This is a genomic window from Streptococcus oralis (genome assembly GCF_964238205.1).
Classification (GTDB): Bacteria; Bacillota; Bacilli; order Lactobacillales; family Streptococcaceae; genus Streptococcus; species Streptococcus oralis_CZ.
Window position 1 is genome coordinate 175,735 of record NZ_CAXSLF010000003.1, and the last position, 24,864, is coordinate 200,598.

The following is a 24,864-nucleotide window of genomic DNA, read 5'->3' on the forward strand; positions in this document are numbered from 1 at the left end:
ATCGTAGTTCCTCGCATGGTATAAACTCAAAACCTTTTCTAATTGCTTGCCTGCTGATGGAAAAGGAGTTAAACCCATGAAAATTACACAACACACAAAAAAAGACGGGTCAATAGTATATCGATCAAGCATTTATCTAGGTATTGACCAAATAACAGGTAAAAAGGTCAAAACTACTATATCAGCAAGAACGAAGAAGGAAATAAAAGCAAAGACTATACAAGCCAAAGTAGAGTTTGAGAAAAGCGGCTCGACTGTCACAAAAGTAGTTAAAGTTACCACATATCAAGAATTGACGGATCTTTGGCTAGAAAATTACTCCCATACCGTAAAGCAGAGCACCCTAGTAGGAACAAAAACCAATATAAAAAAGTACCTACTACCAGCTTTTGGAGATTATAAACTTGATAGAATAACCCCTGCTATCATTCAGCACCAGGTAAACCAATGGGCTAAAGATTATAACCAACTTGGAAAAGGGTATCAACAATACCACCATTTACACGCTTTAAATAAGCGTATCATGTCTTATGCTGTCTCATTACAAGTTATTTCTACAAATCCAGCTAGTGATATCATTGTTCCACGTTGCAAGCCAAAAAAAGAAAAGACATTGAAATATCTTGATGATGAGAATTTGAAAAAATTCTTAACTTATCTGGATCAGTTACCTAACACTTACAAAAATTTCTATGACACGGTGCTTTATAAGACGCTTTTAGCTACTGGTTTGCGTATCCGTGAATGTCTAGCCCTGGAATGGTCTGATATTGACTTAAAAAACGGGTCAATAGAAGTTACTAAAACTCTAACTATGACAAAAGAAATTACAAGCCCTAAGACTAAATCAAGCATAAGAGTAATTGACTTGGATAATAAAACAATGCTTATGCTTCGCCTTTATAAAAACAGGCAAGCACAATTAGGGAAAGAAATAGGTATGACTTTTGAAAAAGTATTCCCTAATACTTTTGATAATTACAGAGAAGCTGGAGGACTCCGTTTTAGACTTGAGAAACATTTACAAGACGCTGGTTGTCCTCGTCTAAGTTTTCATGCTTTTCGTCATACTCACGCTAGTATTTTACTGAATGCTGGTATTGGTTATAAAGAAATTCAAACTAGACTAGGCCATTCTAAAATTTCAATGACTATGGACACATACAGTCACTTATCAAAAGATAGCAAAAAAAGGACTGTTTCCATTTTTGAAAAAGTCCTCGAAAATTTAAAAAGTTCCTAAAAAAGTCCACAAATTATAATCCCTTCTATCCAAGAAATAGCTATATCAGGGACTTTAAGCATTTTATCACAAATTGGTAGAAAATATGATAGAATAAAATGATAGAAATGAATTAAGGAGAAACCATGTCTGAACTATATGATATTACCATTGTAGGAGGTGGACCTGTCGGTCTTTTCGCAGCCTTTTATGCTCACCTTCGTCAAGCCAAAGTACAAATCATCGATTCTCTTCCTCAACTAGGTGGTCAGCCTGCTATCCTATATCCTGAAAAACAAATTCTCGATGTTCCTGGTTTTCCAAACCTCACAGGGGAAGAATTGACTAACCGCCTTTTGGAACAACTTGAAGGGTTTGAGACGCCTGTTCACCTCAATGAAACTGTTCTTGAGATTGAAAAAGAGGATGATGTTTTTAAGATTACAACCAATAAGGGAAACCATACTTCTAAAACCGTTATTATTGCTATGGGAGGAGGTGCTTTCAAACCACGTCCACTCGAATTAGAAGGTGTTGAAGGCTATGACAATATCCGCTACCACGTTTCTAATATTCAACAATACGCTGGTCAGAAGGTAACCATTCTGGGCGGTGGTGACTCTGCCGTTGACTGGGCTTTAGCTTTTGAAAAGATTGCTTCAACTACACTTGTGCACCGTCGCGATAACTTCCGTGCACTTGAGCATAGCGTACAAGCCTTGCAAGAGTCTTCTGTAACTATCAAAACACCATTTGTTCCGAGTCAACTTCTTGGAGATGGAAAAACTTTAGACAAGCTTGAAATTACAAAAGTCAAATCCGATGAAACCGAAACCATTGAATTGGACCACCTCTTTGTCAACTATGGCTTTAAATCTTCTGTCGGTAATCTTAAAAAATGGGGACTTGACCTTAACCGTCACAAGATTATCGTCAATAGCAAGCAGGAGTCTAGCCAAGCTGGAATTTACGCTATCGGTGACTGTTGCTACTACGAAGGTAAGATTGACTTGATTGCGACCGGTCTAGGTGAAGCACCAACTGCTGTTAATAATGCTATCAACTATATCGACCCCGAACAAAAAGTACAACCAAAACACTCTACAAGTCTATAAGAAAAGAACCACGAATTATACGATTCGTGGTTTTTACAATTCCTCTGCGATTTTGTTAATCTTTCTTAGTCGATGATTGACACCACTTTTGGTGAGTGGATTTGTCAGACTATCTGCCAGCTTCTGGATAGAATAGTCTGGATGCTGAATACGCAGACGGGCAACTTCCTGCAAGTCTGCTGGAAGATTATCCAAGCCAATTCTATCTTTGATTTTACTGATATTGTTAATGGTTTTCATACTCGCTGAAACCGTACGAGCAATATTAGCCGTCTCTGCATTATTGGCACGATTGAGATCATTACGAGTTTCTCGGAGAATCTTGACACCTTCAAAAGTATCTCGCGCCTGCATGGCTCCCACCAAAATCAGGAAATCCATAATATCTTCTGCTCGCTGGAGATAGGTCACTGCACCTTTTTTTCGTTCAATCACCTTGGCATCTAACAAAAACTGCTGCAAGAGCGAAGCAATCCCTTGGGCATGATCTAGATAAACTGAACTAATTTCCAGCTGATACTTGCCTGACTCGGGATCACGAATGCTGCCATTCGCTAAGAAGGCGCCACATAGATAGGCACGTCCTGCTTCTTCATCTCCTAAAATATCCGGATCAATCCCTGTCTCCAGGCCGAAGAAAGAATCAGCCAAACGTAAATCCGCTAAAAGTTCTTGGACTCGCTCATCAGTAAATACAGTATAGACGCGATTTTTCCGTAGATTACTTCTCTGGTGGTGACGAATCTCCGACTTGATGCCATAGAAGTGTAAGAAAGATTCATAGAGATGGCGGGCAAGCTTAGCACTCTCTGTAACAACGGACAAGGTCAAGCCAGAACTCGACAAACCTACGCTTCCAGACATCTTGATAATGGCTGATAATTCATAGCGACTCAGATGGTGTTGACCTAGGATTTCTTCTTTTACTGCTACTGTGAAACTCATTTTCTCACCTGTATGATGCGCATCAATTCATCAACGATTAAATCCCCATCGTGGAAGGCGCCACCATTTTCCAAACGTAGGAAGTTGGATGAAATGACACGTGGGACTTGCTTACGTAAGCCTTCAAAATCATGCTCAACCTGTACTAAATACTCATCAAAACGGTTGGTATCCATATAATCTCTAGGTACCTTCTCGATATTAACAAGCACAGTATCAATAAATGGTCTACCCAAATGACGTTGCAAGACTTCTACGTGGTCACTGTCTGTGAAATGCTCTGTCTCGCCACGCTGGGTCATGATATTGCAAACATAAGCCACCTCTGCTTTGGTTTCAAGAAGGGCTTTTCCAATCTCTTCAATGACGATATTCGGCAAAATGGAGGTAAAGAGTGAACCAGGCCCTAAGACAATCATATCACTCTCAAGAATGGTATTCACAACTCGACGACTTGCTTGTGGTTTTTCATCATCCAGGGTATTGGTGACGTAAACATGATCAATCATGCCTGGATGGTCTGCAATGTGACTTTCCCCAGCTACTTCTGAACCATCTTTAAAGACTGCGTGCAAGGTTAAGGGATGATCACTAGATGGATAAATCTTACCTGTCGTATGAAAAAATTTACTCAGTAATTGCATAGCATTATAGGTTGAACCCTGCATTTCAGAAAGCCCTGCTATGAGAATATTCCCCAGAGGATGTCCAGCAAAAGCACCTGCATCCTCCGAAAAGCGGTATTGAAAAACCTTCTCATAGAACTTTGGCATATCTGACATGGCAACAAGTACATTGCGTAAATCCCCAGGTGGTGTCAACTGCTGCATATTTTTACGCAGTTCACCTGAAGAGCCTCCATCATCAGCTACGGTTACAATAGCTGCAATGTCGACATCTCTTTCCCGCAAACTTTTTAAAATAACTGGGATTCCAGTTCCTCCACCGATCACCGTAATTTTTGGTTTTCTCATGAACGGTTTACCGTTTCCTTTCTTCGGTCTTTATCACGATGACTTTCATTTACAGACCAATTCTTAGACAAATCATTGGCTAAGCGTTTGGCAAATGCAACACTTCGGTGTTGTCCACCTGTACAACCTACAGCAATGGTTAAAACTGATTTGCCCTCTTTTTTATAGCCAGGTAGGATTGGTTCGATCAAGGCCAACAAATGGCGGTAGAAATCTTCAGATTCCTCATGATTCATGACATAGTCATAAACGGCCTGATCTTCACCTGTCTGATTGCGAAGTTCTGGTAGATAGTAGGGATTTGGGAGGAAACGGACATCAAAAACTAAGTCAGCATCAATGGGAATGCCGTATTTAAACCCGAAAGACATAACCTCAATACGGAAGGACTGAGCCTGTTCTTGATCTGAAAATTGCTCTGCAATCGTCTTACGAAGTTCACGGGGAGTTAACTCTGTTGTGTCTACTACGTTTTGACTCATATTTTTCAAGGGTGCCAAAAGTTCGCGTTCCAACTTGATCCCGTCCAAGATACGACCATCTGCTGCCAGAGGGTGACTTCTTCTAGTTTCCTTATAGCGTGCCACCAATTCCTTATCTGCTGCATCCAAAAAGAGGATTTTAAAGTCTAAATCATCTTGATTTTCCAATTCATCCAAGACAGCCTGAATCTCTGAGAAGAAAGAACGGCTACGCATATCAACCACTAGGGCTAACTTGTGGTCATCATCTTTGGTCTCAACCAACTGCAAAAATTTTGGTAAGAGGGCAGGCGGCATATTATCAATGGTAAAATATCCTAAATCCTCAAAAGATTGAATGGTTACAGTTTTTCCTGCACCACTCATTCCTGTCACAATCACCAGGTGAAGTTGTTTCTTTGTCATCATTGTCTCCTTATGTCAAAAGAAGTTTGGAAAAACCAAACTTCAACTCGCTTATCCAATCTCTGCAATGACTTCAATTTCGACTTTTACATCGCGAGGAAGACGAGCTACTTCTACAGCTGAACGAGCTGGAAATTCCTTATTAAAGGCTGTTTGGTAAACCTCGTTAAAAGGTACAAAGTCGTTCATATCACTCAAGAAGCAAGTTGTTTTAACAACATGGTCAAAGTCTGTTCCTGCCTCTGCTAAAATAGCTCCAATATTTTTCAAGACTTGTTCTGTCTGTTCTTGAATCGTTTCACCTACGATTTCTCCAGTTTCAGGAGATAGTGGAACTTGACCGCTAGCAAACAAAAGGTTGCCCACGATTTTCCCTTGAACGTAAGGTCCGATTGCCTTTGGAGCTTTATCTGTATGAATTGTTTTTGCCATTTGTATTCCTCACAATTTTTCTAAAATAGCATCCCAAGCTTGATCCATTCCTGCTTTTGTTACGGATGAAAAGAGGATAAAATCATCACTTGGATCAAAGTTTAATTTCTTTTTAATAGCTGATTCGTGCTTGTTCCATTTACCACGCGGAATCTTGTCTGCCTTGGTCGCCACAACGATGACAGGAATCTCATAATATTTAAGAAATTCGTACATCTGTACATCATCTGCCGATGGATCATGGCGAAGGTCAACGAGACTAACAACCGCTCGAAGATTTTCTCGAGTGGTCAAGTACTCCTCAATCATACGTCCCCATTTTTCGCGTTCCTTTTTGGAAACACGGGCATAACCATAACCAGGCACATCCACAAAACGCATCTTATCATCAATGTTAAAGAAATTGAGTAGTTGTGTTTTTCCTGGTTTTCCAGAGGTACGAGCTAGATTTTTACGATTGAGCATGGTATTGATAAAACTTGATTTACCAACATTTGAGCGCCCTGCAAGAGCAATTTCAGGAAGTTCATCCTGTGGATAGTGGGACTTGTTGGCTGCACTCAGCAAAATCTCAGCATTGTGTGTATTGATTTCCATAGTCACCTCTAGGCTGTCTCTAGGATTGGCTTAGCTGTTCCATTGACTGCTTCTTTTGTGATACGAACTGTTTTCACATTTTCTTGACTTGGAACTTCAAACATAACGTCTAGCATGGTTTCTTCGATAATTGAGCGAAGACCACGGGCACCCGTTTTACGTTCGATAGCTTTATTGGCAATTTCCTGGAGTGCTTCGTCGTCAAATTCTAACTCAACATCATCATAAGAAAGCAAGGTCTGGTATTGTTTGACCAAGGCATTTCTTGGTTCCTTCAAGATGCGAACCAAGTCATCTACTGTCAACTGCTCCAAGGCTGCAAATACTGGCAAGCGTCCAATCAACTCAGGAATAATACCGAATTTTTGAATATCTTCTGCAATGATTTCTTGCATGTAAGAGCTGTTTTCGTCAATAGCCTTGTTGTTTTGTCCGAAACCAATAACTTTTTCACCTAGACGCTGTTTGACAATCTCTTCGATGCCATCGAAGGCACCACCCACGATAAAGAGGATATTCTTAGTGTCCACTTGAATCATTTCTTGTTGTGGATGTTTGCGTCCGCCTTGAGGTGGCACACTAGCTACAGTTCCTTCGATAATCTTAAGGAGAGCTTGTTGCACCCCTTCACCAGAAACATCACGTGTGATAGACACATTCTCGCTCTTCTTGGCAATCTTGTCGATTTCGTCTACGTAGATAATTCCACGTTCTGCACGTTCGATATTAAAGTCAGCTGCCTGCAAGAGTTTGAGGAGAATATTTTCCACGTCCTCACCGACATAACCAGCCTCAGTAAGAGCTGTTGCATCTGCAATAGCAAATGGTACATTCAAACTTCGAGCAAGTGTTTGAGCAAGGAAAGTCTTCCCTGAACCAGTTGGACCAATCATCAAAATGTTTGATTTCTGCAAATCCACATCTTCTGTCTCTTCACGAGTGTCATGGAAATTGATGCGTTTGTAGTGGTTATATACAGCCACTGCCAAGGCACGTTTGGCACGATCTTGACCGATTACATAGTGGTTCAAGATGTTTAAGAGTTCGATTGGTTTTGGTACTTCAGACAAGTCTGCCAAGACTTCCTCAGCCAACTCCTCACGAATAATTTCCTGGGCCAACTCCACACATTCATTACAGATAAAGGCGTTGTTCCCAGCGATTATTTTTTTAACTTCTTCTTGGCTTTTGCCACAAAATGAGCAATAAACCATCATATCATTTTTCCTATTTGTAGGCATGATTCCCTTCCGTTCTAAATGATTTTTCTATCTAAAATAAGGTCATATAAAAAGCATGAATGCTATTCACCAGGTTTGTAAAAGCATTTAGCCAAAGTAGAGTAGCAAGTCCAAAGCGCTTTTTACGAAAAGCGTGTGTTCCAGCTATAAGACAGACAGCACACAAAAGAGCTGTAAAAAATCCAAAAATACTGCGCTCCATTAGACTTCCTTTCTCTTTCTATATTCGATGGTGAAATCATAGGCATTTTTCTCATCTCTAGTATAAGATTTGCTTGCAAGAGTCTCAAAAACAGTCAAATCAAAATCTTCCGGGAAATAAGTATCCCCTTCAACTTGAGCGTGGATTTGTGTCACAATAATCTCATCGAGATATGGTTCAAAAAGCTGAAAAATCTGCTTGCCTCCAATAATATAGAGATTTTTATCCTGGTTCTGATACCAGTCTAAAACGTCCTCAACATTTTGGAAAACCAGAGCACCCTCAATTGACTCTTCAGGATTGCGCGTCAAAATCAGAGTCTCACGTCCTGGAAGCAAACGTCGTCCCATCCCATCAAAGGTGACACGTCCCATCAAGATGGCATGATTCAAGGTTGTTTCTTTAAAATGTTTTAACTCTGCTGGCAAATGCCATGGTAAGCGATCCTCTTTTCCGATTACACCCTTTTCATCTTGTGCCCAGATGGCTACGATTTTCTTTGTCATGCTCTCATCCTTTTTATTGATAGTTCTATTTTATCAAAAATCTTGAAAAAAGACTGTTTTGGAACGCCCTCCGAAATAGAAAAAATCCGTAGAAACTTTCTACGGATTTTTGACAAAATAGAGTATCTTACAAACCAGGTGCTTGTCCTAATTCTGCTGCAAGCATCCAGACAGTTTTTTCAAGGTCTGCCTTAGCACCAACGAAGATATCATTGGTTACATCATCACCTTCTTCATCTGTTACATCCAAGGCTTTTTGGAAAAGAGTGATGAGGTAACGATAAATTTCAAGAACACGTTCCAAACTTTCTTCTACATTGCGGAACTCTCCAACTTCTTCTTCGATTTCACTGTGTTGAAGGAATTCTGTCAAAGTAGAGTATGGTTTGCCACCAAGTGTAATCAAGCGTTCGCTGATTTCATCAAGGTAACCATCAAGGCTATCCATGTATTCATCCATCTTAGGATGCCATACCATGAATCCACGTCCACGCATGTACCAGTGTACTTGATGAAGAGCGATATGGGCTACATACAAGTCTGCTACTGCTTGATTCAAAACTTCCTTTGTATTTACTAGCGCTTCTGCCGCTGGTTTAGATAATGTTGCTACGTCTTTTAATGCATCTTTTTTCAATTCTACCATTTTTCTCACCTCATAATATTATTTTTGCAACCATATTTATTGATTACTATCTCAGTATACTACACCTAGTAGACAAAAGCAAGAAAATTAACCCATATTAAAAAAGTTGTAATAGACTGATAATTTAAGAATAGGAAACTGTAATTTTTAGTTGTTTTCTGTGCCTTTCCCAGAGAATTGACTTTGATAAAGATCATAATAGAAACCTTTTGCAGCCAAAAGACTTTCATGATTTCCTTGTTCAATAATCTGTCCATCTTTCAGCACCAAAATCTTATCAGCTTCCTGAATAGTCGAAAGTCGATGGGCAATAACAAAGCTTGTTCTTCCCTTCATCAAACGTTTCATGGCCTTTTGAATCAAGAGCTCTAGACGAGTATCGACTGATGAGGTTGCTTCGTCCAAAATTAAGATTTTAGGATCCGCCAAGAGAGCACGCGCGATAGTTAACAACTGTTTTTGCCCAAGAGAAATATTACTTGACTCTTGGTTCATTTCCATGTTATAGCCACCAGGAAGGGTGCGGATAAAGTGGTCAACATTGGCCGCCTTAGCAGCTTCAACGATTTCTTCATCTGTTGCCTCAAGATTTCCAAAGCGAAGATTTTCCTTGATGCTACCTTCATAGAGCCAGGCATCCTGTAAGACCATGCCAAACTGGCGACGATAGTCCTGACGAGACAAGTCTCGAATATCTTGTCCATCCACTAAAATAGCACCAGCTGTTACATCGTAAAAACGCATGAGAAGGTTTATCAAGGTTGTTTTCCCTGCTCCAGTAGGTCCAACGATAGCTACCATCTCTCCAGGTTCAACATCTAAGTTGAAATTACGAATCAATGGTTTGTTTTCCACATATTGGAAATCGACATTTTTGAAGCTAACTTGACCTGTCAATGGTGCTAGTTCTTTCACTTCAGCAGTTTGAACTTCTTCCTGTTCATCCAAAACTTCAAAGACACGGTCAAGCGAAGACTTAGCACTTTGCATTTGCCCAGCTAACTGAGTGATATTTTGGATTGGCTGGCTGACTTGCCACACATACTGAACGAAGGCCTGCATGTTACCAATCGTCAAGCGCCCTGCAATAACCTGCAATCCACCTAATACTGCAACAATCAGATAGGTTAAATCAGACACGATATGAAGGGCAGGCATCATCAATCCTGAAATAAAGCTCGCCTTGAATCCGACCTGTTGCAATTCATCTGTAATAGCTACAAATTCCTGCTGCGAGTTTTCTTCACGTCCATAGAGCTTCAAAACATTAAAACCTGTCAAGTTTTCTTGCACAAAACCATTCATGCGTCCCAAGATAGCTGCCTGTTGTTTAAAATAAGGCTGGGAACGATTTAGAATCGTTTTAGCACCAAAATAAGTAATCGGAATCGACAAGATAACAATGATAGCCAGCTGAATATTTAGATAGAGGACCATTCCCATAACAAAAAGAATGGTAAAGACTGCATTGACAATCTGTAAGAAGGATTGCTGCAGAGCATTAGATACGGTCTCTACATCGCTAGTAAAACGACCTAGCAAATCCCCAAACTGGTGCTTATCAAAGTAGGACACAGGGATGCGATTGATTTTTTTACTCATCTCATTTCGCAGATCCTGTATCATAGACTGCACAGCATTGGTCATAAAGTAGTTTGAGTAGTATGAACCCAACTCATAAAAAAGACCACGCAAGAGATAGATCACCAGAATCACTGCGATATAGCTGGTATTAATCCCTGCTCCTGCAACTCCTTTAGCCATATCAAGGAGATTAGAGGTTAATTCTGTAATGGCAAGCCCTAAGACAAATGGCTCGATAACACTCATTATGACGCTGACTATTTTCAAGAAGACTGCAAAGAAAACAGAGAAACGGTAGGCTTTTAAATAGCTCCATAGACGAGCTAGACTAGATTGTTGTTTCATCCTTTACCTCCTATTCTTCTGTCAGAGACGCATTTTTCAACTGCGACTCAGCAATTTCTCGATAGATGTCATTGGTTTCCATCAATTCCTCGTGACGGCCACGACCAACAATTTCGCCTTTATCAAGCACAATAATCTGGTCAGCATCCATGATAGTTCCAACACGTTGCGCAACAATCAATACTGTAGCATCTTGCGTCACTTCCTTGAGACGACGGCGCAAGATAGCATCTGTACGGTAGTCCAAGGCTGAGAAGGAATCATCAAAGATATAGATATCTGGACCCTTGATGACTGCGCGGGCAATCGACAAGCGTTGCTTTTGACCACCTGATAGATTGCTTCCCCCTTCAGCCAGATGAGTTGCAAAACCTTCTTCTCGACTTTCGATAAAGTCTTTGGCTTGGGCTACATCAGCTGCTTGGTGCAAGTCCTCATGACTAGCGTCCTCTTTTCCGTAACGGAGATTATCTGCGATAGTCCCTGTAAAGAGCAAGGCTTTTTGTGGAATAAAACCAATCTTCTGGCGGAGTGATTTGAGACGGTAATCCCGGACATCAACACCATCGACCTTAATTTTCCCCAGTGTAACATCATAAAAACGAGGAATTAACTGAACCAGAGTAGACTTACCTGACCCAGTCGAACCGATAAAAGCAATGGTTTCTCCCGGTTTAGCAGTAAAGGAAATGTTATGCAACACAGGGCTTTCTGTTTCCCCAGGATAGGCAAAGGTTACATTATCAAATTCTAGATAACCATGGGTTTCTGTTTCTTGAATTCCGTCCTCATTTGGATCAATGGAAATGGGCATGTTCATGATTTCCTTCAAACGTTCACTAGATACAGCCGTTCTAGGGTACATTGTAAAGAGGTTTGACAAGAATAAGAAAGACAAGAGGGCGTGGAAACTATACTCGATGAAGGCTACCAAATCCCCAATCTGCAAACTTCCCTGTTTGAGAGGATCCAAAGCAAACCAAACGATAGCTACAATCATGGCAATAATGATTTGCACAAATAGTGGCTCCGTCAAACCAGTCAATTTGAACAAACGATTTGAGTTATCCGCATAGATTGCATTTTTCTCTTCAAAACGGCTTTCTTGGAAGTCTTCACGAGCAAAGGCACGAATGACACGAAGCCCCATCAAATTTTCACGGACATATTGATTAATTTTATCCAGTGTTTTTTGTTGTTTTTCAGATAAGGGACGCGTTTTCACTGCCACATAAAGGACTACTACAGCTAGAAAAGGAACGGAAAAAGCGACAATCCAAGCTAGTGAGGGACTAGTTAAGAAAATCATGAGAATACTCGACAACATCATCATGGGAGTGATAACACCCAACTTAAGCGTCTGCTCTGCAAACTGCATGAGGACAAAGGCATCACTGGTAATACGAGTCACCAATGAAGAAACTCCAATTTGTTCATATTCGTGATGAGAATACTCTTGTAATTTCGCATAAACATCATTTCGCATGTCCTTAACCATATTGGTGGTCAGTTTACTAGCAGCATAGGATAGAACAACCCGCCCAAATGTCCCCAAGACGATAATAATCAACATGACGACAGCCCAAAAATAGAGCTTTTCTTCATTACCTTGATTAATCCCCTGGTCAATCATACGAGCAAGAACAGTCGGTAGACCTAGATTGACAATGACAAAGAAAATAGCTCCGAAGAAGTCTAACACTAGCCACTTAGGATAACGTTTGAGATAAGACCAAATATAAAGCATAATTCTCCTTTCCTTTTCATTCAAAATGCAGAAAAGAGCGTGCTTTCGCACGCCTTTTTACTAAAAAGAAGACAGGCAGTCTTAACCTCGAAGGAGGGAACTGTCTGTCTCAGATATTTGAAGCTTATTTTACAAAGTCAAGCAATGCCAAGAAGCTTTCTGGATCAAGTGATGCACCACCAACAAGAGCTCCGTCAACGTCTGGACAAGCCATGTATTCAGCAACGTTTTCAGGTTTAACTGAACCACCGTATTGAACACGTACTTTGTCAGCTACTTCTTGACCGAAGTCAGCAGCTACAACGTCACGAACAACTTTACACATTTTTTGTGCATCATCTTGTGAAGCTGATTTACCAGTACCGATAGCCCAGATTGGCTCGTATGCGATAACTGTTGAAGCTACTTGTTCTGCAGTCAATCCAGCAAGAGCAGCAGAAACTTGAGCACCTACGAATTCTGCTGCTTTACCAGCTTCGTAAGTTTCAAGGCTTTCACCACAACAGATGATTGGAAGCATACCGTTAGCAAAGATTGCTTTTGCTTTTTTGTTGATATCTTCGTCTGTTTCGTGGAAGTAGTCACGACGTTCTGAGTGACCGATAACAACGTAGTCAGTACCGATTTCTTTCAAAACTTGTGGGCTAGTTTCACCAGTGAAAGCACCAGCATTTTCAAAGTAGCAGTTTTGAGCAGCAACTTTAAGGTTTGAACCTTTAGCAGCAGCAAGCACAGTTGTCAAATCAAGAGCTGGAGCTGCGATACCTGCTTCAACAAGGTCTGCTGAAGGAAGTTTTGATGCTACAGCTTCAACGAATGCTTTTGCTTCTTCTGGGTTTTTGTTCATTTTCCAGTTCCCAGCGATAAATGGTTTACGTGACATTTCACATACCTCTTTTTTCATTTTATTTTCTACTTATTTTATCATATTTAAAGATAGCTTGCAAATCTTACTCTGTAACTAGAAGTCTTCTTTTCAAAAACTTTCCAGTTGCCGTTTTTATCTAGAAGCTGGCTTTCTCCTGGTTAATTTGACCACTGCTTCTGTTCTAGCCGTGTGTGGAAACATATCAACAGACTGGATATAGTGTAGATCATAGACCTCTACTAGACGGACTAAATCACGCGCCAAGGTAGACACATTGCAGGAAACATAGACCATCTTTTCAGGAGCATACTTGACAATGGTATCCAAGAGCTTATCATCTAAACCTGTACGTGGCGGGTCCACAATCAAGGCATCTGCACGGTAGCCTTCCTTGTACCAACGAGGAATAATTTCTTCTGCAGTTCCTGCTTCATAGTGAGTATTGGTATAACCCATGCGCTTAGCATTTTCTTTGGCATCCTCAATAGCTTCTGGAATAATATCCATCCCCCTCAGATTTTTAACTTTTTTGGCAAAGGCAAAACCAATGGTTCCAACACCACAATAGGCATCAATCAGGTTGTCGTCCTCAGTCACGTCCAATGCTTTAACAGCTTCACTATAGAGGATTTCAGTCTGTTCAGGATTGAGCTGGTAAAAAGCTCGAGGTGAAAGAGAAAATTCATAATCAAGAACACCCTCACGTATACTATCCTGCCCCCAAATAATCTCGGTCTTGTCTCCATAAATCTCACTGGTTTTCGCAGTATTGGTATTGACTGCAACTGTCACCACTTCTGGAAAATCCTTGACTAGGTCTTGAACTAAGAGAGTCAGATTCAATTGGCGATTAGTAACGATAATGATTTGAACCTGCCCAGTTTTCCGTGCTCGACGAACCATGATGGTCCGAACCCCAAGGATTTTCCGTTCATCTGTAATCGGAATTTGATGATAGGTCAAGAGTTCAGCAATGCGATTGGCAATAATCTGCGTCTCCTTGTCTTGAACCAGACAGTCTTTTAGCTCAACCAAGTAGTGAGAATTCTGAGCATACAAACCTGCCTTAACTTGCCCCTTAAATTTTCGCGTTTGGAATTGTAGTTTAGCCCGATAATACTTAGGCTCCTGCATGCCAATGGTTGGTCTGATTTCATAGTTTTCATAGCCAGCAGGTGCAAATTTCTTCAGAGCTTGATGGAGGAGATCCGTCTTGAACTCCAGCTGCTTGTCATAGTGCAGGTGCATGATTTGACAGCCTCCACACTCATTATAAATAGTACAGTCTGGAACTACTCGAAACTTAGATTTTTTATTGACCTCAAGCAGTTTGGCCTCAACATAGTTACGCTTAACAGAAGTTACCTGACAATAGATATCTTCTCCCTTGAGGGCACCAGGAACAAAAACGAGGGTTTTCTGGAAAAAACCAATTCCTTCCCCGTTAATCCCCATGCGCTTGATTTTTAATGGAATTTTTTGTTTGACTTTTAGATTCATAAGTCTATTATACCACGTAGTTTCTCAATGGTTAAGAATATGTTACAATAAAACCATGAATACAAAGATATCTTTTTCCTCATTGGATTTTCCTGAGCAATTACGAACTTATATAGAGGGAGCAAGCCTTTCTGACAGCTCTTCTCATTCAGGCGCAAGGGTCCTTTATCTTGACTCAGGTTACTATTTAAAAATAGATCAAAAGGGAAGATTAGAGCGAGAAGCTAGCATTGCAAGGTGGTTTGAAACCAGAGGACTGGGAATTCCGGTTATCGAATATCTATCTACAGATAAAGACTACCTCCTGACAAAAGAGGCTATTGGTCGTGATGCTCTCGCTTTTTTAGATCAGCCAGAAAAAATCTGCCGAACAATGGCAGAGGCTCTTAAAAAGCTTCACAGCTTAAACCCACACAATTTTCCATCAGAAAATCATTTACAGACCTATAAAGACAGAGCCTTTAAAAACTATGAAAAAGGGGAGTTCTATGCCAAGGCGCTCCTACCCCAATTCCAGATTAACAGTCGCGAAGAGGCCTTCCAACTCATCCAAGAACAAGGGCACCTTTTAAAGACAGATGCCTTTATTCACGGGGACGCCTGTCTACCAAACTTTATTCTCAAAGACGCTAGCCATTTCTCTTGCTTTATTGATCTTGGTTTGGCTGATTTCAGTGATCGGCATATCGATCTCTTTTGGGCAATTTGGTCCCTCAATTACAACTTAAAAGATCCCAAATATGCTGAACTATTTCTCGACTATTACGGGAGAGAGCTGGTTGATAGCAACAAGCTTCGACTCGTTGCGGCCTTTGAAGCATTTGGGTAAGAGGAAAATATGAAAATCACAAAACTTGAAAAGAAAAAAAGACTCTATCTGCTCGAACTTGATAGCGACCAAACCTGCTACATTACCGAGGATACCATTGTTCGCTTTATGTTAACAAAAGGGAAAGAGATCTCAGCTGAGGAACTAACTGAGATTAAATCCTTTGCGCAATTTTCCTACAGTAAAAATCTAGCTCTCTACCACTTATCCTTCAAGGACCGTACTGAAAAAGAAGTTAGAGATTATCTTAGTAAACATGAAGTTGATGAGAAAATCATTCCCCAAGTCATTCAGTCTCTAAAGGATGACAATTGGATCAATGATCGTCAGTATGCCTACGCTATTATCAATTCCAATCAGCTTTCAGGAGATAAGGGAAGCTATATGCTGATGCAGAAGATTTCTCAAAAAGGAGTTACTAAGGCCGTTATCCAAGACGTCTTACAAGAATTTGATATGACGGAAGTCGCAGAGCGCACAGCTAAAAAACTATTGAAAAAATACCAGGGGAAATTACCTGTCCGTGCTCTACAGGATAAGATTATCCAAGGCCTAACCAATAAAGGATTTTCCTATACAGAAGCCAAGTCTGCCTTTGATCAACTAGATAACCAGGTCGATGAAGAAACTATTCAGGAGCTAATTTTTAAAGAGCTCGATAAGCAATACCCCAAATACTCACGAAAGTATGAAGGATACGAACTCAAGCAACGTTTGACCCAAGTTTTAGCTAGAAAAGGTTACGATTTTTCGGATATAGCCAGCGCTCTCAGAGAATATCTTTAATTTTTTCATGAAAAAACTAAGAACTTTAAACAAAAATGTGATACAATAGTAATCGATAAACTTATAAATTGTAGAAAGTTGGTTAGTTATGAAACTTCCAAAAGAAGGCGACTTTATTACAATTCAAAGTTATAAGCATGATGGGAGTCTCCACCGTACTTGGCGGGACACCATGGTACTAAAAACAACAGAGAACGCTATTATCGGCGTCAACGACCACACACTTGTTACCGAAAGTGACGGTCGTCGTTGGGTAACTCGAGAACCGGCTATTGTTTACTTTCACAAGAAATATTGGTTTAATATTATCGCTATGATTCGTGAAAATGGTATCTCCTACTACTGCAATATGGCTAGTCCTTACTATCTGGATGAAGAAGCTTTAAAATACATTGACTATGATTTGGATGTTAAAGTTTTTACAGATGGTGAGAAACGCCTCTTGGACGTTGAGGAGTATGAACGACACAAGCGAAAAATGAAGTATTCTTCTGACTTAGACTATATTTTGAAAGAGCATGTCAAGATTCTTGTTGATTGGATTAACAATGAACGAGGCCCCTTTTCAGAAGCCTATGTCAACATTTGGTACAAACGCTACGTAGAACTAAAGAATCGGTAAAGTTGTCAGAGGTCAGGATTAAAATCCTGACCTCGTTTTTTGGGTAGTGTAAAATAAGTTGTGTAAACACAAAAAGGAATAAATCCATTATGATAGAATTCGCAAGATATGCAAAATAAATAGATATACTAATACTTTTTTAATGTCTTTGTTCCCTGTAAGTTTACAACAATCTTCTATCGTCTAATACAAAAAATAAGAAGATGATTAGTATAAAAAATACAGGTCACCTTCCTATCAAAAAATTTAGTTATTGTATTTCCGCATAGCATCAATCCTATAGTACAATCTTTGAAAAAAATGACTTAACAGAGAAAATGCTATTTAATCTACCAGTTCATTTAATCGTTTTTGAAAATATAAAGCAATATTTTTAGACTCAATAAACTCAAAATATTTAATGACATTTTGCATTTGCTTAATTCCAGATTCTTTAGATTCTGTCAGGTATATTTTATATCCTTCTACAAATTTGAATGTAGATTTTTCAAAAACTTTTGTGTCATCTTTTAAAAATTTTTTTAATTTCATTTCAAAGTAGTCTGCATATATTAGATGTGAATTCTCAAGGCAGCAGAACCAAAAATTTAAACAAGCTGACACAACTAAATTTCTATTCTTGCCAATTTTTTCGTAATAATGTGTACGCTCTAGTATTTCTTTTCCGACCCTGTAAATATAATCTATCTCAAAAAGATGATATAAATTACCAATCAGTGTTATCTCATAGGACTCCCATCGTTCCTTCTGGAATAAATAGTCATATACTAAATTTAGATCTTCTCTACTAACTATATGATTACAATCTATTTGATTTAATAATCCCTGAACCATAATTGTATTTATTTTATGAGTTTTTTCCCCACTCTTCTCAAAAAGTTTTTGTTGCTCATTTTTTATTTCCTTCAATCCTTTAGTATTCAAACTATAAAAATTTGGAGATAAATTAACCAAAAAATCATCAAGCTCCGATCTTTTATAATGTTCTAAGTAATTGCAAAAATTCTCTATCGAAACATTGATATTTGATAATAATTCAAAAAACGTTGAGAGAGAAATTTCATTTTCTCCCCTTTCAAATCTAGAGAGTTGAGATTTTGATATAGAATCAGCTGCAGCATACTCTAAAGAATATCCGTTTAATTTTCTAAAATATCGAAAAGCTTCTCCGTAATTTTTCATACTTTCGTTCCCTTAACTTTCTTTTCGAGCGATAAACATACCATATTCTTTAGGAATGATCAACATACCATTATTAAACTCACTTTCCAATCTTTTACGTATTATTTCCTTTTCTAGTGAACCTATTTCTGAAATTCCTTTAAACGATTGGATGTATTTAACTAGGTCATCTATTCTAGTTACCTGTAACTCATCATCATAGAGTAATGTATCGACAGAGTTAAAATACCTACTCAGGTACCTTTTACCATTTTGTAAAGTAAACGTTTTATTTTCTAAATCTTGATTAACTTCATCTCTAAATAAACTTGCCAAATAATCTACAACCCCATTTTCACCAAATGTAGCACAGTAAAAAATGCCTCCTGTTTTTAAGACTCTATTCACCTCAGAAAGAGCTTTAGGAATATCATTCACATGATGTAGAAGCATATTAGCAATAACAATATCAAAGGTTTCATTCTCAAAAGAAATCTTTTGAATATCCATTATTTCATAGGTGACATTGTCTCTATTTCCAATCACTGACTTCGTAGTTTCTACCATGTCATTAGAAAAATCTGTTATAACCAACTGCTTCATTTTATCTATAGAATCACTATTACTTTTCCACAGTTCTCCTGTACCACATCCTAATTCTAGCACCTTTACTTCATCAGTAATTTGATAGTTAGAAAATATCCAATTATTAAATCCCAGTTTATTTTTTGAATACTTCTTATGCAATTCTACTCGAATATCAAGATTATCATGACTTTTATATTGTTCAATTACTTTATCAATCATTTTAAATGACCTCCACTCTATAATTTGACATTATATCACAAGAATAAACACAGCATTAAATAAGTTGTATAAATGCAAAAAAGGAATAATTTTACCACAGTATTGAACTATTTTGGGGTCTTCTAAATTTCAAAAAGCTCCTTTGAGCAAAACTTCATTTTTATCCACAAATCTTAAGTCTCAACTAATTTATTGAAGTCTCTCGAGTCATGGACTAGGAATTCATAGATCGGTCCATCGACTTCTCTCCATCACCTTTTCCTAGCAAAAAACCTGCCACATTGGGCAGGTTTTCGTCTAGATATCTAACTTCGTAACAGTGAACTTGATATGCGAATAGTCTTTTTCGATATCCTTATCTACCATAAAGGCAGTTGCATCCTTCTTGACCTGTACCAAGTCAATATTCTGTGCTTGAGCGGCATAGACACAGCCACAGTAACACTGGCGATAAATATCGTACTCTTCACACATCTCCACTGAACGTTTATAGCCTTGATTTTTCTTAAAGTCACTCGGAAGATAATGGGTGGTATAGATTTTCTGCACATCAATCCCGATACTATTGATGGTTTGCGAATTTTTGTGAGGACTGATCGTCAGGGCAGAACCGAAGTAATCAAATCCTAAGTCCATGGCCACCTGCGCTGTCTTATCCAGACGATAGTCAAAACAAACCTTGCAACGATCGCCACCTTCAGGTTCTTCTTCCAAACCTCTGACCAGCTGACGGTATTCGTTGGGTTCATAGGGTGCTTCTAGATATTGAACCTTGTTGCCAGTTCGTTCATTGAAATCACTAACAAACTTTTTTGTCACATAGGCACGCTTGTGATACTCAGCTTTAGGATGGATATTTGAATTAGCAAAATAAATAGTTACATCTGCATACTTGGTCAAATACTCTAAAGTATAGGTGCTACAGGGAGCACAACAGACGTGCATGAGAATGGTTGGTCTTTCTTCATTTTTTTCCCAAACTTGAACCATCTTTTGCATGACTCGGTCATAGTTGATCTTTTGATTGGGATTCATCTTACTTAGAATTTCTTCTACATCGATCATACTCTTCTCCTTTTCTTCTTGTTATTTTATCACAAGAAGGCTCTTTGGGCAAATAGGGTTTCGTGCTTTACTCAGTTTTTAAGTCCTTGTCCAATACCTTGCCCATCCTTTTTAGACCGATTATTAGGATAGGGTAGGTTAAAAGCAAGATAAGGCCTAGAACTAAAAAGACAGCTACAAGACCCCAACGATCAATCAACCAGCCTGTCAGTGGAAATATGACAATCATGGAAAGACTAAAGAGCATGGAATTGATACTAAGCATAGTTGCTCTTACACTGGAAGGTAAATAACCTTGTAAGTCATTGAAATAGATAGGCTGATAAACTGCATAAAGTGTATCAGTTAAAAGATATACAAGAAGAAAAGCAAAGGGGGTTCCTAAAAACACCAACAACAAGGACAAGCCCGTTAGTGCAACAAGAGTCGGAAAAACTCGATTGCTATTCCATTTTTTACCGATTTGACTAGCTACATAAACTGCTATAAGATTTAACCCACTACCAATAAGCATAACCAGTGAAACCTGCCATCCTGCTAAGTCACTTATTTTCTGCTGATAATAAAAGTAAAACATACACATGAGTGTCCCTACTAGCTGATAAGTCATCATCCAGTAAAAGAGTACTGGTTTTTCCTGCCATTCTTTTCGAACTTGCAGGACAATCGTTTTAAAGGTTAAGACTTCATTTTTCTCTCTCTTAGCCATTGGTTCTTTCATAAAATAAATCAAAATGATAGAAAGAAATGAAAATCCTATAGCAATCAGATAGGTCCAAGCCAATGCTCCATGAATAAAGAAGCCTGCCACAACTGTACCTAGGGTTCGGGTGACTTCTGCCACACCAGACAAAAAGCTAGAAATCTGAAGATAACGGTCCTTTTGACCCGCTTCAACCGCCGAATCATATAAGAAAGCGGTACTGGTCCCCGAGTCAAAATTGTAGGACCAAGCATTAACCATCATGGCAATCGCATAAATCCAAAAATTCCCCTGACCAAACAAAATCAAGATAGAGGACACAATACTGGCCAAGCGAGCCAAATAAAGATTAGTCTTGTAACTAAATCGATCAGCCAACATACCAGATGGGATTTCACACAAGAGACTTGTCCCATGAAAGATACTCTCTAATAGGCCGATTTGAAGCAAGGATAGACCATTTTGGATGAAAAATAAAATCCAAAAACTGGTAATCCCAAAATATGAAGTGAATTCCAGACCTGCTAAGAGTGGAATATTGCGTTTGTAAGTTCTTTTAAACATTGTTTTCTCTCTTTCAATATGTAATATGATTGTTTCTAAAAGACTTACTTAGAGTTGCCTACATTTTCTCCACCTCTTTCATTTAAAGTAATACTCAATGAAAATCAAAGAGCAAACTAGGAAGCTAGCCGCAGGCTGTACTTGAGTACGGCAAGGTGAAGCTGACGTAGTTTGAATTTGATTTTCGAAGAGTATAAAAACGCCAGACGGCGTTTTTATGGCTATTAAGGTTTGATACGGTGCAACATACGTGGGAATGGAATGGCTTCACGGATGTGTTTAGTTCCAGCTGCAAAAGTTACCATACGCTCGATACCGATACCAAATCCACCGTGTGGTACAGTACCGTATTTACGAAGGTCAAGATAGAATTCATACTCTGTACGATCCATACCAAGTGATTCCATCTTAGCGACAAGGGCATCGTAGTCTTCCTCACGCATTGAACCACCGATGATTTCTCCGTAACCTTCTGGTGCAAGCAAGTCTGCACAAAGCACGCGATCTGGGTTCCCAGGAACTGGTTTCATGTAGAAAGCCTTGATGTCTGCTGGGTAGTTAATCACAAAGGTAGGTACACCAAAGTGGTTTGAAATCCAAGTTTCGTGTGGTGAACCAAAGTCATCACCATGTTCAAGATGCTCGTAGTCAGCGTCTTCATCATTTTCATGCTCTTGCAAAAGGTCAATGGCTTGATCGTAAGTGATGCGTTTGAATGGCTCTGCAATGTAGCGTTTCAAGAGCTCTGTATCACGTTCCAATGTTTCCAAGGCTTGTGGAGCACGATCTAGAACACCTTGAAGCAACGCTTTAACATAAGCTTCTTGCAAGTCAAGTGACTCGTCGTGTGTCAAGTATGAATACTCAGCATCCATCATCCAGAACTCTGTCAAGTGACGGCGAGTTTTTGATTTCTCCGCACGGAATACTGGACCAAAGTCAAAGACACGACCTAGAGCCATAGCACCTGCTTCAAGATAAAGCTGACCAGATTGACTCAAGTAAGCTGGTGTTCCAAAGTAGTCTGTTTCGAAAAGTTCTGTAGAATCTTCTGCAGCATTTCCTGAAAGGATTGGGCTATCAAATTTCATGAAGCCATTCTTATCAAAGAACTCATAAGTTGCATAGATGATAGCATTACGGATTTGCATGACAGCAACTTGCTTACGAGAACGCAACCACAAGTGACGGTTGTCCATCAAGAAGTCTGTTCCATGTTCTTTTGGAGTGATTGGGTAATCTTGAGATTCACCGATCACTTCGATGTCTGTAATATCCAACTCGTAACCAAATTTAGAACGTTCGTCTTCTTTGACAATCCCTGTCACAAAAACAGATGTTTCTTGGCTTAGGCGTTTGATGGTGTCAAATTTTTCAAGACCTACTTCTTCTCCAAATTTTTCGATAAAGTTTGGTTTAAAAGCCACACCTTGGAAAAAGGCTGTTCCGTCACGCAATTGTAAGAAGGCAATTTTCCCTTTTCCAGATTTATTGGCAACCCAAGCACCGATAGTGACTTCTTGACCAACGTAATCTTTTACTTCGATAATTGTTACACGTTTTGTCATCATTTATCTTCCTTTTTTCGTTTAACTTGTCCAAAGACATTATTACTCACTATTTTACCACAAATAATGGCTGATAGCTAGCTAGTTTGATAGAAATTCATAAGTTTTTAGCTACAAAAACCTCCGCAAAGAGGACGGAGGTTTAACTTCTTATTTTTCCATAAATAGGTGCAAACGACGAATAGCTTCTTTAAGAGTTTCCAAGTCTGTCGCATAGCTGAGACGGACATTCTCTGGCGCACCAAAGCCTGCTCCCGTAATCAAGGCCAGACCAACTTCCTCAAGAATAGCTGTTGTAAATGCTGTTACATCTGTATAGCCTTTCATCTCCATAGCTTTTTTAACATTTGGGAAGAGATAGAAAGCTCCTTGAGGTTTGACTACTTCAAAGCCAGGGACTTGACACAAGAGTGGATAGATGGTGTTTAAACGTTCCTCGAAAGCCTGACGCATAGTTTCTACAGAGTCTTGTGAGCCAGTTAGCGCTTCGATTGTTGCGTATTGAGATACAGCAGTCAAGTTAGAAGTCGTTTGACCAGTCAATTTACTCATAGCAGCAATAATTTCTGGATCACCTACTGCATAACCAACACGCCATCCTGTCATAGCATAAGCTTTAGATACACCATTGATGACGATGGTTTGCTTGCGAATGGCTTCTGACAGACTAGAGATTGGGACAAATTCATTTCCGTTATAGACCAAACGTCCATAAATATCATCTGCTAGAATCAGAATATCATGCTCAACTGCCCAGTTTCCAATGGCTAATAATTCCTCACGAGAATAGATCATCCCAGTCGGATTAGATGGTGAGTTTAGTACCAAGACTTTAGTCTTATCTGTTCGAGCTGCTTCTAATTGCTCCACGGTTACTTTAAAGTGATTGTCTTCCTTAGCTTGGACAAATACTGGAATACCTTCAGCCATTTTCACTTGATCCCCATAGCTAACCCAGTAAGGTGTTGGAATGATAACCTCATCTCCAGGATTAATCACAGCCATAAAGAAAGTATAAAGGGAGAACTTGGCACCAGTAGCAAAAGTGACTTCATTAGCCGCTACAGAATAACCATAATAGCGTTCAAAATAGGTATCGACCGCTGCTTTCAATTCAGGCAAACCTGAAGCTACCGTATAGAAAGACGCGCGACCATCTCGAATGGCTGCAACAGCAGCATCTTGAATATTTTCAGGAGTATGAAAATCGGGCTGACCTAAAGTTAAGAAAAGAACATCTTTTCCTTCAGCCTTTAATTTCTTTGCTCTTGCATCACTAGCCAGAGTGACACTTTCTTCCATTTCTAAGACACGTTTAGATAATTTCATAGTTTCTCCTTTTCGATTAGGGCACCAGATTCAAAATCCACTAGATAGTAGTCTCCACCAGACTTGATTTCCCAGACAGGCTTATCAGCATACCGCCCAAAGGTAATCGCGTCAATATCAGTTGCTCCTTTTTCTCTGACAACTGCTTCTGCTTTTTCTTGTGAAGTGCCACTTTCTAGTTGATACACATAGATTTTTTGACTATTTTTCTCAATTAAAACAGCTACTGGCTTTTGATTCTTGTCTTGGCCAAGGACACTATAATAGCTCTCTAAACCATTGAAGAAATCAACCTGACTGACCGTTTCTAGATTCGCATACTGCTTGGCAAGTTTTTCCCCTTCTACCTTCGCTGTCTGATAAGGCTTCATGCTAAGCCACACCAAATAGAGAAAGGAAGAAGTCACAACTAGTGCCAGCAGGGTCATACCAATACCGTACTGAAATAATAAGGAATTTTTTTCTTTTTTCTGTCTCATTTTCACTCGTCTATTTTACCATCTATCCAAGTGAATTACAAGTGAGTAAAAGAGGAGGATTTGTCTCGGAACTTCTCTTATGACAGGAATATATGACGCTTGAATCATTGATTTCACAGACTTTTCATAATCTCTACTCC

General features: G+C 39.3%; 25 protein-coding genes. 5 read left to right on the forward strand and 20 right to left on the reverse strand.

Going from position 1 to position 24,864, the window contains the following annotated elements; genetic code table 11:
* The first annotated feature begins 76 nt into the window (after positions 1-76).
* Both ACESOD_RS06000 and ACESOD_RS06005 read left to right on the forward strand, forming a co-directional pair.
* Complete coding sequence (locus ACESOD_RS06000) at positions 77-1,243, forward strand: tyrosine-type recombinase/integrase (protein ID WP_373094506.1); 1,167 nt, start codon at positions 77-79, stop codon at positions 1,241-1,243.
* Between the two features lie 125 nt (positions 1,244-1,368).
* Complete coding sequence (locus ACESOD_RS06005) at positions 1,369-2,337, forward strand: NAD(P)/FAD-dependent oxidoreductase (protein ID WP_070459924.1); 969 nt, start codon at positions 1,369-1,371, stop codon at positions 2,335-2,337.
* A gap of 33 nt (positions 2,338-2,370) precedes the next feature.
* Here the strand turns inward: ACESOD_RS06005 and whiA are convergent, their stop codons facing one another.
* From whiA to rlmD, 13 genes are all read right to left on the reverse strand, one after another.
* Complete coding sequence (gene whiA, locus ACESOD_RS06010; RefSeq protein WP_061863585.1) at positions 2,371-3,282, reverse strand: DNA-binding protein WhiA; 912 nt, start codon at positions 3,280-3,282, stop codon at positions 2,371-2,373.
* Positions 3,279-4,256, reverse strand: a complete 978-nt coding sequence (locus ACESOD_RS06015; RefSeq protein ID WP_001231098.1) for a YvcK family protein — start codon at positions 4,254-4,256, stop codon at positions 3,279-3,281. The genes whiA and ACESOD_RS06015 overlap by 4 nt, the downstream gene beginning before the upstream one ends.
* Positions 4,253-5,143, reverse strand: a complete 891-nt coding sequence (gene rapZ / locus ACESOD_RS06020) for an RNase adapter RapZ (protein WP_373094507.1) — start codon at positions 5,141-5,143, stop codon at positions 4,253-4,255. Before rapZ ends, ACESOD_RS06015 begins: the two co-directional genes overlap by 4 nt.
* A gap of 51 nt (positions 5,144-5,194) precedes the next feature.
* Positions 5,195-5,575, reverse strand: a complete 381-nt coding sequence (locus ACESOD_RS06025; protein WP_001140424.1) for a RidA family protein — start codon at positions 5,573-5,575, stop codon at positions 5,195-5,197.
* Between the two features lie 9 nt (positions 5,576-5,584).
* On the reverse strand, positions 5,585-6,172 hold the full coding sequence (gene yihA, locus ACESOD_RS06030; protein WP_251935025.1) for a ribosome biogenesis GTP-binding protein YihA/YsxC: 588 nt from the start codon (positions 6,170-6,172) through the stop codon (positions 5,585-5,587).
* Positions 6,173-6,180: 8 nt separating this feature from the next.
* Positions 6,181-7,413, reverse strand: coding sequence for an ATP-dependent Clp protease ATP-binding subunit ClpX (gene clpX / locus ACESOD_RS06035; protein ID WP_373094508.1), 1,233 nt, complete (start codon positions 7,411-7,413; stop codon positions 6,181-6,183).
* A gap of 31 nt (positions 7,414-7,444) precedes the next feature.
* A complete protein-coding gene (locus tag ACESOD_RS06040) occupies positions 7,445-7,615 on the reverse strand; it encodes a hypothetical protein (protein ID WP_214262269.1) in 171 nt (56 codons plus the stop codon).
* On the reverse strand, positions 7,615-8,121 hold the full coding sequence (locus ACESOD_RS06045; RefSeq protein WP_373094509.1) for a dihydrofolate reductase: 507 nt from the start codon (positions 8,119-8,121) through the stop codon (positions 7,615-7,617). Before ACESOD_RS06045 ends, ACESOD_RS06040 begins: the two co-directional genes overlap by 1 nt.
* A 127-nt stretch (positions 8,122-8,248) precedes the next feature.
* Positions 8,249-8,767 carry a Dps family protein gene (locus ACESOD_RS06050; protein ID WP_045763543.1) on the reverse strand — a complete coding sequence of 173 codons (519 nt, stop codon included), beginning with the start codon at positions 8,765-8,767 and terminating at the stop codon, positions 8,249-8,251.
* 147 nt (positions 8,768-8,914) lie between these two features.
* Positions 8,915-10,696 carry an ABC transporter ATP-binding protein gene (locus ACESOD_RS06055; RefSeq protein WP_373094510.1) on the reverse strand — a complete coding sequence of 594 codons (1,782 nt, stop codon included), beginning with the start codon at positions 10,694-10,696 and terminating at the stop codon, positions 8,915-8,917.
* A gap of 10 nt (positions 10,697-10,706) precedes the next feature.
* Entirely contained in the window at positions 10,707-12,443 is a 1,737-nt protein-coding gene (locus ACESOD_RS06060) for an ABC transporter ATP-binding protein (protein WP_373094511.1), read from the reverse strand.
* 124 nt (positions 12,444-12,567) lie between these two features.
* Positions 12,568-13,326, reverse strand: a complete 759-nt coding sequence (gene tpiA, locus ACESOD_RS06065; RefSeq protein WP_000087887.1) for a triose-phosphate isomerase — start codon at positions 13,324-13,326, stop codon at positions 12,568-12,570.
* A gap of 117 nt (positions 13,327-13,443) precedes the next feature.
* Positions 13,444-14,811 carry a 23S rRNA (uracil(1939)-C(5))-methyltransferase RlmD gene (gene rlmD, locus ACESOD_RS06070; protein WP_373094512.1) on the reverse strand — a complete coding sequence of 456 codons (1,368 nt, stop codon included), beginning with the start codon at positions 14,809-14,811 and terminating at the stop codon, positions 13,444-13,446.
* A 55-nt stretch (positions 14,812-14,866) separates the two neighbouring features.
* Between rlmD and ACESOD_RS06075 the strand changes: the two genes are divergently transcribed.
* The 3 genes from ACESOD_RS06075 to ntdP all read left to right on the forward strand — a co-directional run bounded on the left by ACESOD_RS06075 (position 14,867) and on the right by ntdP (position 17,048).
* The gene (locus ACESOD_RS06075; protein ID WP_373094513.1) at positions 14,867-15,640 is read left to right on the forward strand and encodes an aminoglycoside 3'-phosphotransferase; all 774 of its coding nucleotides are present in this window, start codon (positions 14,867-14,869) and stop codon (positions 15,638-15,640) included.
* 9 nt (positions 15,641-15,649) lie between these two features.
* Positions 15,650-16,426, forward strand: a complete 777-nt coding sequence (gene recX / locus ACESOD_RS06080; protein ID WP_373094514.1) for a recombination regulator RecX — start codon at positions 15,650-15,652, stop codon at positions 16,424-16,426.
* Positions 16,427-16,514: 88 nt separating this feature from the next.
* The gene (gene ntdP, locus ACESOD_RS06085) at positions 16,515-17,048 is read left to right on the forward strand and encodes a nucleoside tri-diphosphate phosphatase (protein ID WP_000775325.1); all 534 of its coding nucleotides are present in this window, start codon (positions 16,515-16,517) and stop codon (positions 17,046-17,048) included.
* 324 nt (positions 17,049-17,372) lie between these two features.
* Here ntdP and ACESOD_RS06090 read toward each other — a convergent pair whose 3' ends face one another.
* From ACESOD_RS06090 to ACESOD_RS06120, 7 genes are all read right to left on the reverse strand, one after another.
* The gene (locus tag ACESOD_RS06090; RefSeq protein ID WP_373094515.1) at positions 17,373-18,230 is read right to left on the reverse strand and encodes an Rgg/GadR/MutR family transcriptional regulator; all 858 of its coding nucleotides are present in this window, start codon (positions 18,228-18,230) and stop codon (positions 17,373-17,375) included.
* A 12-nt stretch (positions 18,231-18,242) separates the two neighbouring features.
* Entirely contained in the window at positions 18,243-19,016 is a 774-nt protein-coding gene (locus ACESOD_RS06095; protein WP_373094516.1) for a class I SAM-dependent methyltransferase, read from the reverse strand.
* 297 nt (positions 19,017-19,313) lie between these two features.
* The gene (locus ACESOD_RS06100) at positions 19,314-20,081 is read right to left on the reverse strand and encodes an epoxyqueuosine reductase QueH (protein WP_000567559.1); all 768 of its coding nucleotides are present in this window, start codon (positions 20,079-20,081) and stop codon (positions 19,314-19,316) included.
* A 67-nt stretch (positions 20,082-20,148) separates the two neighbouring features.
* The gene (locus ACESOD_RS06105) at positions 20,149-21,348 is read right to left on the reverse strand and encodes an MFS transporter (RefSeq protein WP_373094517.1); all 1,200 of its coding nucleotides are present in this window, start codon (positions 21,346-21,348) and stop codon (positions 20,149-20,151) included.
* A gap of 224 nt (positions 21,349-21,572) precedes the next feature.
* On the reverse strand, positions 21,573-22,916 hold the full coding sequence (asnS, locus tag ACESOD_RS06110; RefSeq protein ID WP_045763626.1) for an asparagine--tRNA ligase: 1,344 nt from the start codon (positions 22,914-22,916) through the stop codon (positions 21,573-21,575).
* Positions 22,917-23,066: 150 nt separating this feature from the next.
* The gene (locus tag ACESOD_RS06115; RefSeq protein WP_373094518.1) at positions 23,067-24,245 is read right to left on the reverse strand and encodes a pyridoxal phosphate-dependent aminotransferase; all 1,179 of its coding nucleotides are present in this window, start codon (positions 24,243-24,245) and stop codon (positions 23,067-23,069) included.
* Positions 24,242-24,730 (reverse strand): cell wall elongation regulator TseB-like domain-containing protein, encoded by a 489-nt coding sequence (locus ACESOD_RS06120; RefSeq protein WP_049527511.1) that lies wholly within the window; start codon positions 24,728-24,730, stop codon positions 24,242-24,244. Before ACESOD_RS06120 ends, ACESOD_RS06115 begins: the two co-directional genes overlap by 4 nt.
* Between the last annotated feature and the right edge of the window lie 134 nt (positions 24,731-24,864).

Excerpts from the sequence above, each read along its gene's own strand:
- ACESOD_RS06000 (WP_373094506.1), top strand. The coding sequence starts at position 77 with ATGAAAATTACACAACACACAAAAAAAGACGGGTCAATAGTATATCGA.
- ACESOD_RS06005 (WP_070459924.1), top strand. The coding sequence starts at position 1,369 with ATGTCTGAACTATATGATATTACCATTGTAGGAGGTGGACCTGTCGGT.
- whiA (WP_061863585.1), bottom strand. The coding sequence starts at position 3,282 with ATGAGTTTCACAGTAGCAGTAAAAGAAGAAATCCTAGGTCAACACCAT.
- ACESOD_RS06015 (WP_001231098.1), bottom strand. The coding sequence starts at position 4,256 with ATGAGAAAACCAAAAATTACGGTGATCGGTGGAGGAACTGGAATCCCA.
- rapZ (WP_373094507.1), bottom strand. The coding sequence starts at position 5,143 with ATGACAAAGAAACAACTTCACCTGGTGATTGTGACAGGAATGAGTGGT.
- ACESOD_RS06025 (WP_001140424.1), bottom strand. The coding sequence starts at position 5,575 with ATGGCAAAAACAATTCATACAGATAAAGCTCCAAAGGCAATCGGACCT.
- yihA (WP_251935025.1), bottom strand. The coding sequence starts at position 6,172 with ATGGAAATCAATACACACAATGCTGAGATTTTGCTGAGTGCAGCCAAC.
- clpX (WP_373094508.1), bottom strand. The coding sequence starts at position 7,413 with ATGCCTACAAATAGGAAAAATGATATGATGGTTTATTGCTCATTTTGT.
- ACESOD_RS06040 (WP_214262269.1), bottom strand. The coding sequence starts at position 7,615 with ATGGAGCGCAGTATTTTTGGATTTTTTACAGCTCTTTTGTGTGCTGTC.
- ACESOD_RS06045 (WP_373094509.1), bottom strand. The coding sequence starts at position 8,121 with ATGACAAAGAAAATCGTAGCCATCTGGGCACAAGATGAAAAGGGTGTA.
- ACESOD_RS06050 (WP_045763543.1), bottom strand. The coding sequence starts at position 8,767 with ATGGTAGAATTGAAAAAAGATGCATTAAAAGACGTAGCAACATTATCT.
- ACESOD_RS06055 (WP_373094510.1), bottom strand. The coding sequence starts at position 10,696 with ATGAAACAACAATCTAGTCTAGCTCGTCTATGGAGCTATTTAAAAGCC.
- ACESOD_RS06060 (WP_373094511.1), bottom strand. The coding sequence starts at position 12,443 with ATGCTTTATATTTGGTCTTATCTCAAACGTTATCCTAAGTGGCTAGTG.
- tpiA (WP_000087887.1), bottom strand. The coding sequence starts at position 13,326 with ATGTCACGTAAACCATTTATCGCTGGGAACTGGAAAATGAACAAAAAC.
- rlmD (WP_373094512.1), bottom strand. The coding sequence starts at position 14,811 with ATGAATCTAAAAGTCAAACAAAAAATTCCATTAAAAATCAAGCGCATG.
- ACESOD_RS06075 (WP_373094513.1), top strand. The coding sequence starts at position 14,867 with ATGAATACAAAGATATCTTTTTCCTCATTGGATTTTCCTGAGCAATTA.
- recX (WP_373094514.1), top strand. The coding sequence starts at position 15,650 with ATGAAAATCACAAAACTTGAAAAGAAAAAAAGACTCTATCTGCTCGAA.
- ntdP (WP_000775325.1), top strand. The coding sequence starts at position 16,515 with ATGAAACTTCCAAAAGAAGGCGACTTTATTACAATTCAAAGTTATAAG.
- ACESOD_RS06090 (WP_373094515.1), bottom strand. The coding sequence starts at position 18,230 with ATGAAAAATTACGGAGAAGCTTTTCGATATTTTAGAAAATTAAACGGA.
- ACESOD_RS06095 (WP_373094516.1), bottom strand. The coding sequence starts at position 19,016 with ATGATTGATAAAGTAATTGAACAATATAAAAGTCATGATAATCTTGAT.
- ACESOD_RS06100 (WP_000567559.1), bottom strand. The coding sequence starts at position 20,081 with ATGATCGATGTAGAAGAAATTCTAAGTAAGATGAATCCCAATCAAAAG.
- ACESOD_RS06105 (WP_373094517.1), bottom strand. The coding sequence starts at position 21,348 with ATGTTTAAAAGAACTTACAAACGCAATATTCCACTCTTAGCAGGTCTG.
- asnS (WP_045763626.1), bottom strand. The coding sequence starts at position 22,916 with ATGACAAAACGTGTAACAATTATCGAAGTAAAAGATTACGTTGGTCAA.
- ACESOD_RS06115 (WP_373094518.1), bottom strand. The coding sequence starts at position 24,245 with ATGAAATTATCTAAACGTGTCTTAGAAATGGAAGAAAGTGTCACTCTG.